This is a genomic window from Kribbella aluminosa (assembly GCF_017876295.1).
Lineage (GTDB): Bacteria > Actinomycetota > Actinomycetes > Propionibacteriales > Kribbellaceae > Kribbella > Kribbella aluminosa.
The window spans coordinates 2561412-2578608 of record NZ_JAGINT010000002.1; the positions used below are offsets into that span (position 1 = coordinate 2561412).

Consider the following 17197-nt stretch of genomic DNA (forward strand, 5'->3'; position numbering starts at 1 on the left):
AAACAGGGATCTTGTGAGGTTTGCTCATATTGAGTTAACCTCAGTATATCTGGTCCCCTGGCGAAAGGAACTGCATGTCGCAGATGTCCGGAATCCCGGGCGGGGGAGGTGGCGGCGGGCGCGCGATGCGCTCGCTGCTCAAGGACTCCTCGGTCCGGCATCACAAACTGTCGGCGGGCACGCTCCGCCGGATCCTCGGGTTCGCCCGTCCGTACCGCGGCTATCTGGCCGCCTTTCTCGTTCTGGTGGCGTTCGACGCCGGCACCGGCGCCGCCACCCCGCTGCTGTTCAAGGCGATCATCGACAAGGGCATCGTGCCCCGGCACGCCGACGTGGTCGTCTGGCTGGCGCTCGTGGTCGCGGTGCTCGCGCTCGCGAACGGCGCCATCACGCTCGGCGAGCGATGGTTCTCGGCGCGGATCGGTGAAGGTCTCGTGTACGACCTGCGCACCGCCGTATTCGACCATGTCCAGCAGTTGCCCGTCGCGTTCTTCAGCCGCACGCAGACCGGCGCCCTCATCCAGCGGCTGAACGGCGACGTGCTCGGCGCGCAGCAGGCGTTCACGTCCACGCTCTCGAACGTGGTCAGCAACCTGCTCAGCGTGGTCCTCGTCCTCGGCGCGATGTTCGTGATGTCGTGGCAGATCACGCTGCTCGCCCTCGTCGTACTGCCGCTGTTCGTGATCCCGGCCCGGCTGCTCGCCGGAAAGTTGCGGGCGGCAACGGCGGAGACGTACAAGCTGAACGCCACCATGGCGCAGACGATGACCGAGCGCTTCAACGTCGCCGGTGCGATGCTCGCCAAGGTCTTCGGCCGTACCCAGGACTCGTCGCAGGACTTCGCCGGCAAGGCCGCCCGGGTCCGCGACATCGGCGTCACCACCGCGATGTACGCCAGCGTGTTCCGGGTCTCGCTGACCCTGGTCGCGGCGCTCGCGGTCGCGCTCGTGTACGGCGTCGGCGGCGTACTCGCGGTCGCCGGGACGCTCGGTATCGGCACGGTCGTCGCGCTGACGGCGTACCTGAACCGGCTGTACGGACCGCTCACCGCGCTGTCCAACCTCCAGGTCGACGTGATGACCACGCTGGTCAGCTTCGAGCGGGTGCTCGAGGTGCTGGACCTCCCGCCGATGGTTGCCGACCGCAAGGATGCGCAGGCGCTCCCGGCGAGCGCGGAGCCGTCGATCGAGTTCGACCACGTCTCGTTCCACTACCCGTCCGCCGAGGAGGTGTCGCTCGCCTCGCTCGAGTCGGTGGCGACGCTGTCCGCGAAGACCGGGGACGAGGTCCTGAAGGACGTCACGTTCACCGTCGAGCCCGGGCAGCTGGTCGCCGTCGTCGGCCCGTCCGGCGCCGGGAAGTCCACGCTGTCGTCGCTCGTCTCCCGGATGTACGACGCCACCGGCGGAGCCGTGCTGGTCGGCGGGCACGACGTACGCGAGGTCACCCAGAGCTCGCTGCGTGCGGCGATCGGTGTGGTCACGCAGGACTCGCACATGTACCACGACACGATCCGCGCGAACCTGCAACTGGCCCGGCCGGACGCGACCGACGCGGAGCTGCACGAGGCGCTCGAGGCCGCGCAGATCGCGACGCTTGTCGGCAATCTGCCGGACGGGCTGGACACCGTGGTCGGCGATCGCGGGTACCGGTTGTCCGGCGGGGAGCGGCAGCGACTGGCGATCGCCCGGCTGCTGCTCAAGTCGCCGTCGATCGTGATCCTCGACGAGGCGACCGCGCATCTGGACTCCGAGTCCGAGGCCGCGGTGCAGACCGCGCTGGCGAACGCGCTGGTCGGCCGTACCTCGCTGGTGATCGCGCACAGATTGTCGACAATCCGCAACGCCGACGTGATCCTGGTGCTCGACGACGGGCGGATCCAGCAGCGCGGCACGCACGCCGAGTTGCTCGCGCAGGGCGGCCTGTACGCCGACCTGTACGCGACCCAGTTCGCCAAAGCAGCCTGAGGGCGGCCTGACCACCAGCCGGACCCCTGGTCGCGGGCGGGGCCGCCGCCGGGGGAGGATTCCGGTATGAGAGATCGGATGACTGCGGCCGCCACCGAGCTGACGTACGACGCTCCCGCGGCGAGCTGGCTGGAGGCGCTGCCGCTCGGCAACGGCCGGATCGGTGCGATGTGGTTCGGCGGTACGGCGCAGGACCGGATCGCGCTGAACGACGAGACGTGCTGGTCGGGGAGTCCGGCGACGACGCAGCGGCTGGCGACTCCGAACGGCGAGGTCGGGTCCGCTGCGCTGGAGCGGGTGCGGGAGGCGATCGTGCGGGGAGACGTGCGGGCCGCGGAGGAGCTGGCGGGCGGGTTCCAGAGCGGGCACTCGCAGGCGTATCTCCCGCTGGGCGATCTGGTGCTGGACTTCGAGCGCGACGGTGAGGTCGCGGGGTATCGGCGACGGCTGGATCTGGACACCGCGGTCGCGCGGGCGGAGTACACCATTGGCGGGGTGGAGGTCTGGCAGGAGGTGTACGTCAGTGCGCCGGCGCGGGCATTGATCCTACGTCTGGGGGTTGCGGAACCGGTCACGGTGACGCTCAGTCTCAGTTCGCAGCTCCGCTCGACCACCCAGGCCCTCGGCGAGAACGGCCTCGCGTTGCTCGCCACCTGCCCGTCGTCGGTCGCACCACCCCACAAGGGCAGCGGCGAGCCGATCCAGTACTCCGACGGGGACGACCGCGGGATGAACGCCGCCGTCGTACTCCGCGCCCAGACCGACGGCATCCTCACCGCGGCCGACCACGCGCTGACAGTCGCCGACGCGACCGAGCTGTACGTCGTGCTGTCCACTGCCACGGGCTACGAAGGACCGCACACGCCGCCAGCCCGCACCCGTGAGGAATGCCGCGAGCTGGCGGACACAGCCGTCCGCGCCGCCCTCGCCCGGTCCATTGGGTTGCGGGAGGAGCATGTGCGTGACCACCAAGAGCTGTTCCGGCGGTCGGTGCTTGTGCTGCCTTCGGGGGCAGAGTTGACCACGGATCGGCGGCTGGTGAGTGCGGGGGACGATCCGGGGCTGGCAGCGCTGATCTACAACTTCGGGCGGTACCTGATGATCGCCAGTTCGCGTCCCGGCGGGCTGCCGACCAACCTGCAGGGGATCTGGAACGAGCATCTGCAACCGCCGTGGAGCAGCAACTACACGGTGAACATCAACACCGAGATGAACTACTGGCCGGCCGAGACCACTTCGCTCCCGGAGTGTCACGAGCCGCTGCTCACCTACGTGAAGAACCTCGCCCTGGCAGGACGCAGTACGGCGGAAGTCCTGTACGGCGCCGCCGGCTGGGCCGCGCATCACAACGCCGACGCGTGGTGCTGGACAGCCCCCGTGGACGGCAACCCGAAGTGGGCGAACTGGCCGATGGCCGGTGTCTGGATGTGCCGTCATCTGTGGGACCACTACGCGTTCACCGGCGACCGGGATTACCTGAACGACGTCTGGCCGGTCCTGAAGGGCGCCGCCGAGTTCTGCCGTGACTGGCTGATCGAACTCCCGGACGGCACCCTCGGCACCGCGCCGTCCACCTCGCCCGAGAACGAGTTCATCGCGGCGGACGGCAAGCCCGCCTCGGTCACCACCTCGTCCACGATGGACCTCTCGCTGATCGCCGACCTCTTCGACCGCTGCGCCCAGACGGCCGAGGCCCTCGACCTGACCGACCCGTTCATCGAGGACCTGAAGGCAGCCCGCAAGCGCATCCCAGACCCGAAGATCGGTGGCCAAGGGCAACTCCAGGAGTGGCGAGACGATCTCCCCGAGGCCGAGCCGCTGCACCGGCACACATCGCACCTGATCGGCCTGCACCCCGGCGACCAGATCACTCCGGACGGTACGCCGGAACTCGCCGCGGCCGCCGCCCGTACCCTGGAGCTCCGCGGCGACAAGTCCACCGGCTGGTCGCTGGCGTGGCGAATCGCCTTGTGGGCAAGGCTTCGCGACGGCGCCGCCGCGCACCGCCTGGTCCGCGAGCTTCTCACGCCGGCCGGCGACTCCGGCACCGACTACGTGGGCGACGGCTCCGGGCTGTACCCGAACCTGTTCTGCGCGCACCCGCCGTTCCAGATCGACGGCAACTTCGGCGCCACCGCCGGGATCGCGGAGATGCTGCTGCAGAGCCACACCGGCGAGCTCGAGTTCTTCCCGGCGCTGCCGACCGCCTGGCCGGAGGGCCAGATCACCGGACTCCGCGCCCGCGGCGGGATCGGTGTCGATCTCACGTGGTCCCCCGAAGCCGCCAACGCAGTCATCACCTCCGACCATGACGCCACCGTCGTACTCCGCCACAAGGACCGCCGCGAGGAGGTGTCCCTGACCGCGAACGCCCCGCACACCTGGACAATCAACGGATGAGCTTCGTGATCGGCGTCGACATCGGTACCGGCAGTACGAAGGCCGTTCGCTGCACGCTCGACGGTGAGGTGGTCGCGGTCGCCCGCCGCGACCACGCGCCGAGCCTGCCGCGGCCCGGGTGGGCCGAGATGGATCCCGAGCGCGACTGGTGGGGCGACGTCGTGGAAGTCCTCGCCGAGCTGGACTCCACCGACGTCGTCGCGGTCTGCGTCTCCGGCCTCGGCCCGTGCGTCGTACAGACCGACGTCGACCTGCGCCCGCGGCGCCCGGCGATCCTGTACGGCGTCGACACCCGGTCGACGCGCGAGATCGCCGAGATCACCGAGCAGCTCGGCGCCGGCGCGATCCTCGAGCGCTGCGGAAAAGACCTGTCCAGCCAGGCGATCGGCCCGAAACTCGCCTGGCTCAAGCGCGACGCCGGTGAGGCGTGGCGGCCCCAGGACCGGTGGTTCAGCGCACACACGTACGTCGTCGCCCAGCTGACCGGCGAATGGGTGCTCGACCACCACACGGCCAGCCAGTGCGACCCGTTCTACGACATCCACCGCCAGGACTGGGCCACCGACTGGGTCGAGCAGGTCCTGCCGGGCCTCGCCCTGCCGCGCCTGGTCTGGCCCTCCGAACAGGTCGGCACCGTACGCCGGGACGCCGCCGCACAGACTGGTCTAGCCGAAGGTACGCCGGTCGTCGCGGGCACCGTCGACGCGTGGGCGGAGGCCTTCAGCGTCGGCGTCCGCCACCCGGGCGACCTGATGCTGATGTACGGCTCGACGATGTTCTTCGTCCAAGTGTTGGCCACCCCAACGAGTGTGCGAGGGCTCTGGACAACGTCCGGCGTCGAACGCGGATCGCACACGCTGGCCGCCGGGATGGCGACCTCCGGAACCGTCACCACCTGGCTGCAGGACCTCACCGGCGGCGTCCCGTTCGAGACCCTCCTGCGGGAAGCGGCCGCCGTACCCGCGGGCAGCGAAGGGCTCGTCCTGCTCCCGTACTTCAGCGGCGAGCGCACCCCCGTCTACGACCCGCTGGCGCGCGGCGTGATCGCCGGCCTCACGCTCCGCCACGGGCGCGGTCACCTGTTGCGCGCGACGTACGAAGGAATCGCCTGCGGGGTGCGGCAGATCCTCGACGTGTTCGGTCCGGCGGAACGCATCGTGGCCGTCGGCGGCGGTACGCAGGGCGGCCTGTGGACGCAGATCGTCAGCGATGTCGCGGGCGTCCGGCAAGTCGTTCCACAGCAGACGATCGGGGCGTCGTACGGCGGCGCGCTGCTGGCCGCGATCGGCGTCGGCGCGGTACCACCGGACACGGACTGGACCAGGCCGGATCACGTCGCCGTACCCGATCCGGCAACGGCAGCGACGTACCGGACGCTCTTCGAGACGTACACCGAGCTGTATCCCGCGACCCGTGACCTGATCCACCGGATCGCTCAGTGATATCGATAAGTGAGGTCGTGCAGGTGCAGCACGGTGCCGCTGTCGATGTCGCGGTCGAGCAGCGACCAGATCGCGCGCGCCGCCGTCTCGGGCTTCTCCAGCCTGCCCAGTGCCTCGAGTTCCCGGAAGCGGACCGTTTCCGGGAAGTCCTCGGGATCGGCGCTGCGCAACAGTGCCTGCATGTCGGTGTCGAGCGTGCCGGGCGCGACCGAGAGCACCCGGCAGCCGGGACTTCGGCGGCGTTGCTCCAGACCGACGGTGCGAACCCACTGGTCCAGCGCGGCTTTGCCTGCGCAGTAGCTGGATTCGCCTTCGTGCGGGCGGTTCGCGGCACCCGACGACACCATGATCAGGTGCTGCTCGCAGTCGCGCCCGTCGAGCGCGCTGAGGAACGAGTGCCCGAGGACCTGAGCGGCAGCTGAGTTCAGCAGGACGTTCCGGGTGTACTGCGCGGTGTCGACACGATCCGCCGGGCCGAGCGGGGCCAGGGTTCCGGCGTTGTGGATGAACACCACCATCGCCGGCTCGCCGTCCCCGATCCGCTGCCGGAAGTCCTTGTCCACCACGGGCCACGAGTCCGGATCGGCGAGATCCACGGCCACGTGCTGGGTTCCCGGTGTCCCGCCGCGGCGGGAGATGTCGACCAGCTCCGCGTTCTCGAACGGGACCGTGGCCGCGAGCGCGGCACCCAGCCCGGCCGAGGCCCCGGAGATCCAGATCAGGATCCGGCGCAGCGGAATCATCGTTGCCTCAACCCCGAGCGCAGGCCAAAACCCAGCGTCATGCAGTTCCCCCCTGCCCAACGTCTTGTGAAGAGCAGCGTACGTCGGGAATCGCCGCAGCCGAAGAGTTCTCGGCATTTCTTGCCACAAAGCGATCGCGCGGTCGCGGACTGCTCGCTAACCTCTGCAGGTGAGCGACTGGAACTGGCATTGGGACGAGACGTTGTACGCCGGCAGTGCGCGGCACTACGCGGTCGGGCGGATGGCCTACCCGGCGGCGCTGGGCGACGTACTCCGGGACGAACTGCAGCTGAACGGGCACGGCAGACTGCTCGACGTCGGCTGCGGGCCGGGGCCGGTGACGTTGTTGCTGGCGCCGTACTTCGCGGAAGCGGTCGGTGTCGACGCGGACGCCGACATGCTCGACGTGGCGGCGGCGCGGGCCGCGGAGACCGGCGTACGCAACGCGAAATGGCGGCAGCTACGGGCCGAGGAGCTGCCTGCGGACCTCGGGACGTTCGACGTGGTGGCGTTCGCGCAGTCCTTCCACTGGATGGATCAAGCGCTGGTTGCGCGACTGGTCCGCGGGATGCTCGCGCCCGGCGGGGCGTGGGTACACGTCGGCGCGACGACGCATCGCGGGCTCGACGGTACGGCGGAGCTGTCGCACCCGAGGCCGCCGTGGGCCGCGATCGACGAGCTGGTGGCCCGTTACCTCGGTCCGGTACGACGGGCCGGCCGGAGCGTGCTGCCGACGGGCACGCGGGGCGGTGAGGAGGACGTGATGCGCGCGGCGGGGTACGCCGGGCCGACGAAACTGGTGGTCGGCGGGAACGAGATCGAGGACCGGACCGTCGACGACGTGGTCGCGTCGGTGTTCTCGTTGTCGAGCTCGACACCGCATCAGTTCGGCGCGGACCGGCCGGCCTTCGAGGCGGAGCTGCGCGAGCTGCTCACGAACGCCTCCGACCACGGGCTGTTCGCCGAGGAGCGGCGCGAGATCGAAGCGGTGATCTGGCGCTGAGCGCCTGCTGAGTGCCGGCCGCGATTCTGCTGAGAGGGCGGCCGCGCACACGGCGGCCGCGGCGGGTGCCGCGGCCGCTGGGTGTGCTGCGTCAGGCCGAAATCAGGACTGGTTGTCCTGGTTGTTGTCCTGGTTGTTGCCGCCGCCCTGGCCACCGAGCTGGTCCTTGGCGAAGTTCTCGCCCTGCTCGATCTGGTCCCCGAACTTGTTGCCGGTCTTCTCGTTCAGGAACTCACCGGCCTTCTCGAGGCCCTGGTTGACCTGGTCCGGATGGTCCTTGGCCAGCTCTTCGGCCTTGTCCTTCATCTCGTCGAACAAACCCATCGTCTTTCCCCGTTCCTCGATGGTTGCCTTCCACTACCTAGCCCGTCTTACCCGATCAGGCCGATTCCACACAAGGACTCGCCGTCGGTTGGCGCGGCGTTCACTCGGCAAACGGATTCCGGTCCGCCTGCAGCGCGGGGAGTACGCTCGCGGCGAACACGCCGTACAGGTGCCGCTGGAACATCGGCCCGAAGCTGACCCGGGCCACGCCGCGGCCTGCGTAGTCGGCGACCGAGTGCGCGCCCTGCCCGTAGGCGACGTTCACCGGACCGGCCAGTTCCTTCGTCAGCGTGCCGATCACGTCGAGGTCGCCGACCCCGATCGGATACACACAGTCAGCCCCGGCGGCCAGGTATTTCGTACCGCGATCGATTGCCGTCCGTAACTGTTCCGCCGCCGTACCGGCCTTGCGGATGAAGGTGTCGATCCGGGCGTTGACCACCAGTGCGTCACCGGCCGCGGCCCGGACCGCCGCCAGGAAATCGGCCTGTTCACCCGGGTCGATCATCGCTCCGGTCGCCGGGTCGGAGTCCTCCAGGTTGAGGCCGGCCGCGCCGGTGGCGACGAAACGTTCGACGAGTTCGGCCGGGGCCAGCCGGTACCCGCGTTCGAAGTCGACCGTGACCGGGACCGAGACCGCCTGCGCGATCCGGGCCGCTCCGGCGAGTACGTAGGCGACCGGCGCGTGCTCGCCGTCGTCGTACCCGAGGACCGCGGCCGTCGCGTTGCTGCTGGTCGCGACCGCGGCGAACCCGGCCTGCTCGATCAGCCGCGCCGACGCGGCGTCCCAGGCGTTCGGTACCACCAACGGCGTACCGGAAACGTGCAGGTCTCGCAAAGTAGTTGCCAACGACATCAGGATCTCCCATCGATCAACGGCAGCCCGAAGGCCGGGAACAAAGCAGGTTGATGGAACGCGAGCACCGCCGCGACCGCGTCCTTCGTGAGCGTCAGCACCTTCACCGAGTGCGCGTGGAACTGGCCGTCGGTGCCGCGGATGTACATCGCGAACGCCGGCTGCCCGTTCGCCGAGGTGGCGACCAGCCGGCGCCGGTCCGGACCCGGCCGGAGCTTCGAGTCGAGCAACCGCAGTACGTCGGCACGCCCGCTGAACCAGGTCGGGATCGGCGGCATCTCCCAGCGCGCGTCCGCGGTGAACAGCCCTTCGAGGAGCACCAGGTCCTTGCTCTCCATCGCGGCCTGGAACTGGTCCAGCAACGCCCGCCGCAGCGGTTCCTCCGGTTCGCTCAGCTCGTCCTCGCGCGGCCGCAGCCGGGCGAGCTCGGCGCGGGCCCGCTGCAGCGAACTGTTCACCGCGGCGGTCGTTGTGTCGAGCAACGATGCGACGTCGGCGGCCGGCCAGGTGAGCACCTCGCGGAGGATCAGCACGGCGCGTTGCCGCGGCGGCAGGTGCTGCATGGCGGCGACCATCGCGAGCCGCAGACTCGCCCGGTCGCCGACCACGGTGGCCGGGTCCGCCCCGAGCAGCTGGTCCGGGAACGGCTCCAGCCACGGCACCTCGAGCGCCTGGGCATGGATGTCCTCCGGATCGTTGCCCGGGGCACCCAGCGCCGACGGGACCACCCGCCGGCTGCTGTGCTGCAGGAGGTTCAGGCACACGTTGGTGGCGATCCGGTACAGCCAGGTCCGGACCGACGAACGGTGCTCGAAGTCCGCGTGCCCACGCCAGGCGCGCAGGTACGTCTCCTGGACGGCGTCCTCGGCGTCGTGCAGCGAGCCGAGCATCCGGTAGCAGTGCGCGACCAGCTCGCCCCGATGCTCCGCGAACTCCTCCTCGAGGTTCATCGGACTCCTTCCACCACCTTCGCCTTCGCCTTCGCGTCGGCCCGTGTCGCCGGGGGCCGGGTGGTCCGGCCGCGGGCCGCGATCACGAGGCCCGACAGCGCCGCGAGCAACGACAGTACGCCGGAACCCGCGAGCGCCCGGGTGAAGCCGTGACCGGTGTAGCCGCCGGCCGCGGTGAACACCGAGCCGAGCACCGCGACACCGGCCACACCGCCGAGCTGGCGGTTCATGCTGTAGATGCCGGACGCGATCCCGACCGACTCGCGCGGCAGCGAGGACATCGCCGCGCTCTGCGCCGCGGGCATCGCGAGCGAGATCCCGGACCCGGTGACCATCAACGGCACGACCAGCTCCCAGTAGTGGCTGGTCCCGCGACTGACCCAGAACATGCCGGCCGCCTGCAACGCCATGCCGATGACGACCAGCGGACGCTCGCCGACCCGGTCGACCAGCCGCCCCGCGATCGGCCCGATCACGAACAGCGTCGCCGTCCACGGCAGCAGCTGCAGACCGGCCTTGAGCGGCGCCGACCCGAGCACGACCTGCATGTACTGCGAGAGGAAGAACACCGCGCTGAACAGTGCCGCGCTGAGGAAGAAGCCGGCCGAGTTCGCCGCCGTGAACGTCCGGTTCCGGAAGAACGCGAGCGGCACCATCGCATGCTCGGTACGGCGTTCCCACACCCCGAAGCCGATCAGCATCACGGCACCGATCCCGAACGCGGACAGTACTTCGGCGCTCGTCCAGCCCGCCGACCCACCACGTACCGTGCCCCAGACCAGCCCGAGTACGGCGAGGCTGATCAGCACCGCGCCGACGAGATCCAGCCGCCGGGCCGGGCCGGTGGACTCCGGGACCTTCGCGAGCACCAGACCGATCGCGAGTACGCCGATCGGTACGTTGATCCAGAAGATCCACTGCCACGACAGTCCTTCGGTGACCGCGCCGCCGATCAGCGGACCGCCGAGTACGGCGATCCCGGTCACGCCGCTGAACACACCGATCGCACGACCCCGGCGTTCCGGCGGGAACGCCGCACCGAGCAGGCTCATCGCCAACGGCATGACGAACGCCGCACCGGCACCCTGCACCGTCCGCGCCACGATCAGGAACGGCAGTGAGGTCGCCAGCGCACAGGCGACCGACGCGGCCGTGAACAGTGCCAGGCCGGCCGCATAGGTACGCCGCCGCCCAAGGCGGTCGCCGATCGCGGCGGCCGTCATCAGAAGCATCGCAAAACTCAACGCATACGAGTTGACCGTCCACTCCAACTGCTCGGCCGAAGCACCGAGATCACCCCGGATCGTCGTCAGCGCCGCAGCCACCACCAGGGTGTCCAACGCCACCATGAACGAACCGAGAGAGGTCAACCCCAAAACCCATCGTTCGCGCACAAGCCCCTCCAGGAATCGCTGTCACCCCTGTAGACCAGCGAGTCCCCCCAAACTCATCGCTCCGATGAGCACGAGTTCTCTCAGCGTTCGGTGCGGGAGTCGACTTGGATGAGGTTTTGTTGGCCGGCGGCGACCAGGGTGTGGGTGGTGGGGGTGATGCCGTAGACCTCCAGGCGGCAGATCGTCAGGGTGCGGCCGGGTTTGATGACGGTGCCGACGGCTTCGAGGTGGTCGCCTTCGGCGGGGGCCAGGAGGTTGATCTTGAACTCGACGGTGAGGACCGACGTACCCTCGGGGAACAGGGTGAAGGCGGCGTACCCGCCGGCGCTGTCTGCGATCGAGCTGGTGGCGCCGGCGTGGAAGTAGCCGTGCTGCTGGGTGACCTCGGGGCGGCTGGGCAGCTGGATGTGTACCTCGGCCGTCGCCTCCACCATGCCAGGAGACTACTGGGGGAGCGGAATCAGCGCCGCGGCCGGCATCGTCGGGGTCCGTGAGCCGCCGTCGGGTTCCACGGTGAGGCCGAACGTGGTCATCCCGGTGGTGGAGCCGTCGATCACCCGGGTCAGGTCGCCGGCGGCGAGGCCGATCGAGTGCGCGGTCTGCCGCGGGTCGATCATCCAGAGCTGCCAGGTCCGGTCGGACGGGAGCTTCGGGAGGTCACGGAGTACGACGACCGACTTGTTCGCCCGGCCGGACGTGACGACCGTGGCCTGGCCACCGCCCCGGACGGCACCGTGCACGGTGTGTGCGTCCGGCTCGGCGAGTACGGCGGCCACCTGCCGGCTCGCCTGCTCCGCGGTCGTCCGGCCCTGGTACTGGTCGATCGCGATCCCGCCACTCAGCGCGACCAGCGCGGCCGCCGCGGCGAGGGCGAGCAGCGAACGCCGGCCGATGCGACGCCGTACGGCGGGAACCGGCGCCGGGTCCTGGACCAGCGGCGGGAGCTGGCGGACGTGCTCGATCGCGGCCATCACGTCGGCCTTGAGCGCCGGCGGTGGCGGGGTCGCGACCTGGGTGGCGAGCTTGACCGCGGCGGCGCGGAGCTCGGCGACCTCGGTCCGGCAGAACGCGCAGCCGGTGAGATGGGCCTCGAAACGGGCCCGTTCGTCGTCCGGCAGGGCGTCGAGGACGTACGGGCCGGTGAGGGTGTGCACGTCGGATTCGGTCATCACGCCTGCCCCTTCGTGGTTCCGAGGCAGTCGCGGAGCCGGATCAGGCCGTCGCGCATTCTCGCTTTGATAGTCGGAAGCTTGGCGCCGAGCTGCTGGGCGACCTCGGGATAGCTGTAGCCGTTGTAGTACGCGAGCTCGATCGACTCGCGTTGCAGCTCGGTCAGGCTGCCGAGGCAGCGGCGTACCTGCTCGGCTTCCAGCCGGGTACTCACGGTGTCCGCGACCTGGTCGAACTCGACGTCGACCGAGCGGGCGCCGACCTGTTCGGTGCGGTCGGCGGCGGCCTGCTCGGAGCGGACCCGGTCGACCGCGCGGCGGTGCGCGATGGTCAGGATCCACGAGTGCGCGGAGCCGCGGTCGGCGTCGTACCGGGTCGCCGTCCGCCAGACGTCGAGCATCACCTCCTGGGTGACCTCCTCGGACTGCGCCGGGTTCCGGAGGACCCGGCGGACCAGGCCGAACACCCAGGGGGCCACCCGGTCGTAGAGCGTGCTGAACGCGGCGGCGTCGCCGGTTGCGGTCAACGTCAGCAGGTCGCCGTCCGTGATCCCGCCGGACCGCTGCTGCGGTCCGGCCGGCCAGGGGAGCGCGGTGGGTTCGGTCACGATCAACTCACCGTAGCGTTCGCGGGCATGACGTTGCGCCTTCCTCGGAGGGTGCTTCCAGAGGTACTTCGGCGCCGGTCCCGGGCCGGATGGGTCGTTCGGGAGACCTGAAAGTGAATGTTTGTGCACCCCTGCCGGCGTAGAGTCGCCTGCCGGTCGGAACCGTCGTGGAGAGGTGGAGCAAGTGCTTCGAAAGCTGATCACCGCGGCCGTGGCGGCGACTACTGCCGGTACGTCGCTCCTGCTGATGCCGGCCGCGAACGCGGCACCTGAACCGTCCGTGCAGCTCGGGGGAGTGCACGACGGCCAGGTGACGCTCGACGGACTCACCGAGCTCGTCATCCAGCGGATCCTGATCGGCGACGACGTCGCGGCGTCGAAGTACTTCAGCGGCAAGCCGGTCGACGACCCGGTCCGGGAGCAGCAGATCCTGACTTCGGTACGGGCGTCGGCCGGTCGGCTCGGCATCGACCTGGACGCGACCGCGGCGTTCTTCCAGGCACAGATCGACGCCAGCAAGGTCGTGCAGCGCGGGCTGCTCGCGGACTGGGCCGCGCACCCGGACAAGGCGCCGACCAGCGGCCCGGACCTGAACGTGATCCGCGAGAAGCTCGACGCGCTCACCACCCAACTGCTGGCCGAACTGGTCCGCGTCGATCACCTGCGCCAGAGCGGCCTGCGCTGCGACATCGCGCTGGTGGTCGCCAACGCGACCGGTGCGGCCCGTCACCACCTGGACCCGCTGCACCGCCGCGCGCTGCGGACCGGCTCGGCGGCGACCTGCTGATCACCCCATCCGCGTCAGTGGATCCCTGTGCATACAGAACCTCCAGAATCAGCCTCGGACTCGTCGTTCTGAGCGGGTTATGCGTGCGTGTGGGTACAGCCAGGCCCTACGCGGTGGCTGCGCGGGAGGCGCGGGAGGCGCGGGCGACCAGGAGGTGCAGGGTGACGGTGATTGCCAGTACGACGGCCGAGACGCCGAGCAGCCCGTTCGGGGCGGCGCCCGCGGTCAGGGCGACGCCGCCCAGGCCGCTGCCGAGGGCGGAGCCGAGGGAGATCGCGCTGCCGTTCAGCGCCATCACGATCGCCGCCGAGTCCGGCGCCATCGAGGCGAGGCGCGCCTGCTGGGGTACCGCCCCGCCGCCATTGCCGACGCCGGCCGAGAAGAACCACACCAGGCCCCAGACCGCCGCCACCATGGCCGGCGCGAACATCAACGCGACGATGCCGAGTACGGCGTTCAGGAACAGCCCGACCAGTACGACGGTCAGCACCTTCAGCGCGGTGAACTTGTCGACCAGCCGTCCCGTCACCGCGTTGCCGGCCATGCTCGCGACGCCGTACCCGAACATGATCGCGATCATCGCCCACTTGACGTGGAAGTGCGGCTCGAGGATGAGCGTCGCGTACGTGAAACACGCGTAGCTGCTGCACAGGATGCCGGTGGTGACGAGCAGACCGGCCACCAGCCGCGGCTGCCCGAGCGGGCGCAGGCGTTCGACGAGAGTCCCGCCGGGCAGATGCAACCGCGGCAGCCGGAGCAGGATCCCGGCCAGCGCGATCGTGCCGACCACGGCGACCATGATCATCGGGAACCGCCAGCTCGACTGCCCGATCACCAGCCCGATCGGTACGCCGAGCGCGGTCGCGGTCATCCACCCGCCGAGCACGAACGACAACGCCTTGCCGTGGTGCTCGGACGGGGTCAGCGCGAGCACGTACCCGGTGACGGCCGCGTTCAGCAGGCTGCCGCCGAGCGCCGCGAGCACCCGGCCGCTCAGCGCGACCGGGTAGTTCGTCGCGACCGCGACCACCACGTTGCCGAGCACGAACACGCCGAGTGCGAGCGCGATCGTCGTACGGCGTTCCCAGCGGGAGGTCAGGGTGCCGAGCACCGGACCGGCCAGCGCGGCGGTGAAGGCGAACACCGACATCAGCTGCCCGGCCGCGGCCGGGGTCACCTTCAGGTCGCCGGCGATCTGCGGCAGCAGACCGGCCAGCACGTAGCCGTCGATGCCCATCGAGAACGTCGCGACCGCGAGCCAGATGAACGGGCGGTAGGAGAAACCCCGCCCCTCGGCCGTCGTATCGGCGGGTCGCGTGTCCGTCATCTGCCAATCTCACCCCGAGCGGCTGGCTCACGGCAAGAGGAAGTTGATCAAATCTGTCAGGAACTGCGAATTCAGGTGCAGCTCCGATCACAATTACGGAGGCTGTATTCCATAGTCGTGGATCTTGCGGTAGATGGTGGCCCGGGACATGCCGAGGGATTTCGCGGCCCGGCCCTTGTGCCCGTCGTTGGCGATCAGGCTGCGGATGATCGCGTCGCGCTCGAGCGCCTCCAGCTGGCTCAGGCTGCGGCGGCTGACCGCCTGGGTCCGGCCCGGCAGGTCCGCGGGCACGATGACGCCCGCCCGGCGCCGCCGTACGACGACCTGCTGCAGCACCTGGCACAGCTCCGCCGTGTTGCCGGGCCAGGCCGACCGCAGGAGCTGCTGCATCGTGTCCGGCCCACAGGTGAGCTCGCCGTGGCTGAGTTGGTCCAGGAAGTACGGGACCAGCTCGCGGACGTCCTCGACATGGTGTCGCAGCGGCGGTACCTCGACGGTCAGCGGGAACAGCGTGAGCAGCTCACCGAGGTGCTGTGGTTCGTCGCCGGTGAGCGTCAGTACGACCCACGGAGGCTCGGCAGGCCGGCGTTCGAGGACGTCGTACAGCGCCTCGGCGAGGGCGTCCACCTCGGCCGGATCGAGTGCCTCGACATGCTGGACGACCAGGGTTTGCACCGAGTCGTCGGACAGCTCCGCTTCGAGTTCGGCGGCGAACCCGTCGCCCGGTCGCGCGGCGTCGACGACGTGGAACAGGCCTGTCCGGTTCTGCCGGTGCGCGGCCCGTGCCAGCGCGACCTTGCCGACGCCGCGCTCGCCGGTCAGCACGACCCACTCACCGGCGCGGCAGGCGTTGTCGGCCTCGCGGCTGCTGCCGAGCCACGGCGCGCTCCGGCCGACCAGCCCGGGCAGCACCGGACGTGGCGGCGGGCGATGGCCGGACTCGGGAGACCGCAGGGCGAGCGCCGTCGACTGCGGGCTGACCTGGATGATCCCGGCTCCCGGCCGTCCGCCCACGGGCCGGCAGGTGATCCGGGCCCAGGACCCGCTCGGCAGCTCGGTCAGGATCGCCTCGGTCGCTCCGCCCACGAGCATCTCCGACGCGTACGCAAGGACCGCGCGCTGGTCGTCGGTGTCCAGCGACTGCCGCGCCTTCGCGTTCATCAGCAGCAGGTCCTCGTCGACCGCGATGACCAGGTCGCCCAGCCGGCGGGAGTGCTGCAGGTAGGTCTCGAGCAACGTCAGCTCGCGGGGGGAGCTGTCCTTGAGCAGCGCCGCGCGGATGTTCTCCGCCGTGGTTTTGGCGAGCGCCATCAGCAGTGACCCGGCGTCCTTGCGCCAGCAGGTCAGGTCGATGGCCCCGATCGTCTTGCCGTTCAGCGGATTCTTGATCGGTACGCCGGCGCACGCCAGGTCCTCCAGGTCCTCGGCGTAGTGCTCGTGCCCGAAGACGTGCATCGGACCGCCGCCTTCCAGCGCGGTACCGATGCCGTTCGTGCCGGCGAACTCCTCGGAGTAGCTGAACCCCGGCGCCAGGTAGACCCGGTCGAGGTGCCTGGCCAGCCCGGTGTCGGCGGTCAGCCGTTGCAGTACCAGGCCGGACCGGTCGGTGAGGATCACGCTGATCGGTTGCCCGTCGAGGTTCTCGTGCAGCTTCCGCAGGACCGGGCCGGCGCTCCGGGCGAGCGGGACCTCGAGGTCCGGGTCGGCGACGTACGGCAGCTCGATCTTGTCCGGCGGCAGCTTCCAGTGCTGCGACCGTACCCAGGAGGCGAGGATCGGCGGCCGGACGTCGCGGACTTCGACGGGATCGAACGTGAGGAAGTTCAACCGGGCCGTGGCGGTCCGGAGGTTGTCGTCCGCCGTAGGTGTGAGCTCGTCCACGGGGCCTCCCTGACGCTTCCTTCGAGCCTAGTGCAGTGGGCCGCAAGTGCTGTCTCAGAATGAGACAACCGCCCGGTGACGCGGGGGTTGTGATGGGCAGATGGAGGACGAGTCGTACAACCCGTGGTCCGTCGTACATCTGGTCTTCGAACACCTCGCCGACGCCGGCCTGCACCCGGTCCTGGGCGCCACCGGGCATCCCGGGGAACCGGCCGCGGAACTGCTCCGCTGCCTGGGGATCCGGCCCGATCCGCAAGGCGATCAGCGGCTGGCCGAGCAGACCGACGCCAAGCTCGCGGAGCTCCGGGACGCCTTCTTCGGGGAATCCTGACCGCTTCTCAATTTG

General features: G+C 70.0%; 16 protein-coding genes. 6 read left to right on the forward strand and 10 right to left on the reverse strand.

The window, feature by feature from the left end:
* The first annotated feature begins 74 nt into the window (after window positions 1–74).
* From JOF29_RS33590 to JOF29_RS33600, 3 genes are all read left to right on the forward strand, one after another.
* Window positions 75–1967 carry an ABC transporter ATP-binding protein gene (locus JOF29_RS33590; protein WP_307863820.1) on the forward strand — a complete coding sequence of 631 codons (1893 nt, stop codon included), beginning with the start codon at window positions 75–77 and terminating at the stop codon, window positions 1965–1967.
* Between the two features lie 66 nt (window positions 1968–2033).
* Window positions 2034–4367, forward strand: coding sequence for a glycoside hydrolase family 95 protein (locus JOF29_RS33595; protein WP_209698390.1), 2334 nt, complete (start codon window positions 2034–2036; stop codon window positions 4365–4367).
* Window positions 4364–5809: an FGGY-family carbohydrate kinase gene (locus JOF29_RS33600; RefSeq protein ID WP_209698391.1), complete on the forward strand. Its 1446-nt coding sequence runs from the start codon at window positions 4364–4366 to the stop codon at window positions 5807–5809. Before JOF29_RS33595 ends, JOF29_RS33600 begins: the two co-directional genes overlap by 4 nt.
* On the opposite strand, the gene JOF29_RS33605 is transcribed toward JOF29_RS33600, so the two are convergent.
* On the reverse strand, window positions 5803–6552 hold the full coding sequence (locus tag JOF29_RS33605; RefSeq protein ID WP_209698392.1) for an SDR family NAD(P)-dependent oxidoreductase: 750 nt from the start codon (window positions 6550–6552) through the stop codon (window positions 5803–5805). The genes JOF29_RS33600 and JOF29_RS33605 overlap by 7 nt on opposite strands.
* Before the next feature lie 169 nt (window positions 6553–6721).
* Here JOF29_RS33605 and JOF29_RS33610 point away from each other — a divergent pair, with 169 nt between their 5' ends.
* Entirely contained in the window at window positions 6722–7555 is an 834-nt protein-coding gene (locus JOF29_RS33610; protein WP_307863821.1) for a class I SAM-dependent methyltransferase, read from the forward strand.
* A 102-nt stretch (window positions 7556–7657) separates the two neighbouring features.
* On the opposite strand, the gene JOF29_RS33615 is transcribed toward JOF29_RS33610, so the two are convergent.
* From JOF29_RS33615 to sigK, 7 genes are all read right to left on the reverse strand, one after another.
* Window positions 7658–7879 carry an antitoxin gene (locus JOF29_RS33615; protein WP_209698393.1) on the reverse strand — a complete coding sequence of 74 codons (222 nt, stop codon included), beginning with the start codon at window positions 7877–7879 and terminating at the stop codon, window positions 7658–7660.
* 100 nt (window positions 7880–7979) lie between these two features.
* Entirely contained in the window at window positions 7980–8735 is a 756-nt protein-coding gene (locus JOF29_RS33620) for an isocitrate lyase/PEP mutase family protein (protein WP_209698394.1), read from the reverse strand.
* Window positions 8735–9685, reverse strand: a complete 951-nt coding sequence (locus tag JOF29_RS33625) for a sigma-70 family RNA polymerase sigma factor (RefSeq protein ID WP_209698395.1) — start codon at window positions 9683–9685, stop codon at window positions 8735–8737. Before JOF29_RS33625 ends, JOF29_RS33620 begins: the two co-directional genes overlap by 1 nt.
* Window positions 9682–11055, reverse strand: coding sequence for a DHA2 family efflux MFS transporter permease subunit (locus tag JOF29_RS33630; RefSeq protein WP_245359710.1), 1374 nt, complete (start codon window positions 11053–11055; stop codon window positions 9682–9684). The genes JOF29_RS33625 and JOF29_RS33630 overlap by 4 nt, the downstream gene beginning before the upstream one ends.
* A gap of 104 nt (window positions 11056–11159) precedes the next feature.
* Window positions 11160–11513, reverse strand: coding sequence for a PaaI family thioesterase (locus JOF29_RS33635; RefSeq protein WP_209698396.1), 354 nt, complete (start codon window positions 11511–11513; stop codon window positions 11160–11162).
* A gap of 9 nt (window positions 11514–11522) precedes the next feature.
* Window positions 11523–12248, reverse strand: coding sequence for an anti-sigma factor (locus tag JOF29_RS33640; protein ID WP_209698397.1), 726 nt, complete (start codon window positions 12246–12248; stop codon window positions 11523–11525).
* Window positions 12248–12856 (reverse strand): ECF RNA polymerase sigma factor SigK, encoded by a 609-nt coding sequence (gene sigK, locus JOF29_RS43900; protein WP_307863822.1) that lies wholly within the window; start codon window positions 12854–12856, stop codon window positions 12248–12250. Before sigK ends, JOF29_RS33640 begins: the two co-directional genes overlap by 1 nt.
* A gap of 184 nt (window positions 12857–13040) precedes the next feature.
* Between sigK and aroQ the strand changes: the two genes are divergently transcribed.
* Entirely contained in the window at window positions 13041–13643 is a 603-nt protein-coding gene (aroQ, locus tag JOF29_RS33650; protein WP_307863823.1) for a gamma subclass chorismate mutase AroQ, read from the forward strand.
* A 106-nt stretch (window positions 13644–13749) separates the two neighbouring features.
* Here the strand turns inward: aroQ and JOF29_RS33655 are convergent, their stop codons facing one another.
* Together JOF29_RS33655 and JOF29_RS45680 are read right to left on the reverse strand one after the other, a co-directional pair.
* Window positions 13750–14970, reverse strand: a complete 1221-nt coding sequence (locus JOF29_RS33655; protein ID WP_209698400.1) for an MFS transporter — start codon at window positions 14968–14970, stop codon at window positions 13750–13752.
* Between the two features lie 93 nt (window positions 14971–15063).
* Window positions 15064–16851, reverse strand: a complete 1788-nt coding sequence (locus JOF29_RS45680) for a sigma-54-dependent Fis family transcriptional regulator (protein WP_209698401.1) — start codon at window positions 16849–16851, stop codon at window positions 15064–15066.
* A 100-nt stretch (window positions 16852–16951) separates the two neighbouring features.
* Here JOF29_RS45680 and JOF29_RS33665 point away from each other — a divergent pair, with 100 nt between their 5' ends.
* A complete protein-coding gene (locus JOF29_RS33665; RefSeq protein WP_209698402.1) occupies window positions 16952–17182 on the forward strand; it encodes a hypothetical protein in 231 nt (76 codons plus the stop codon).
* Window positions 17183–17197 lie beyond the last annotated feature (15 nt).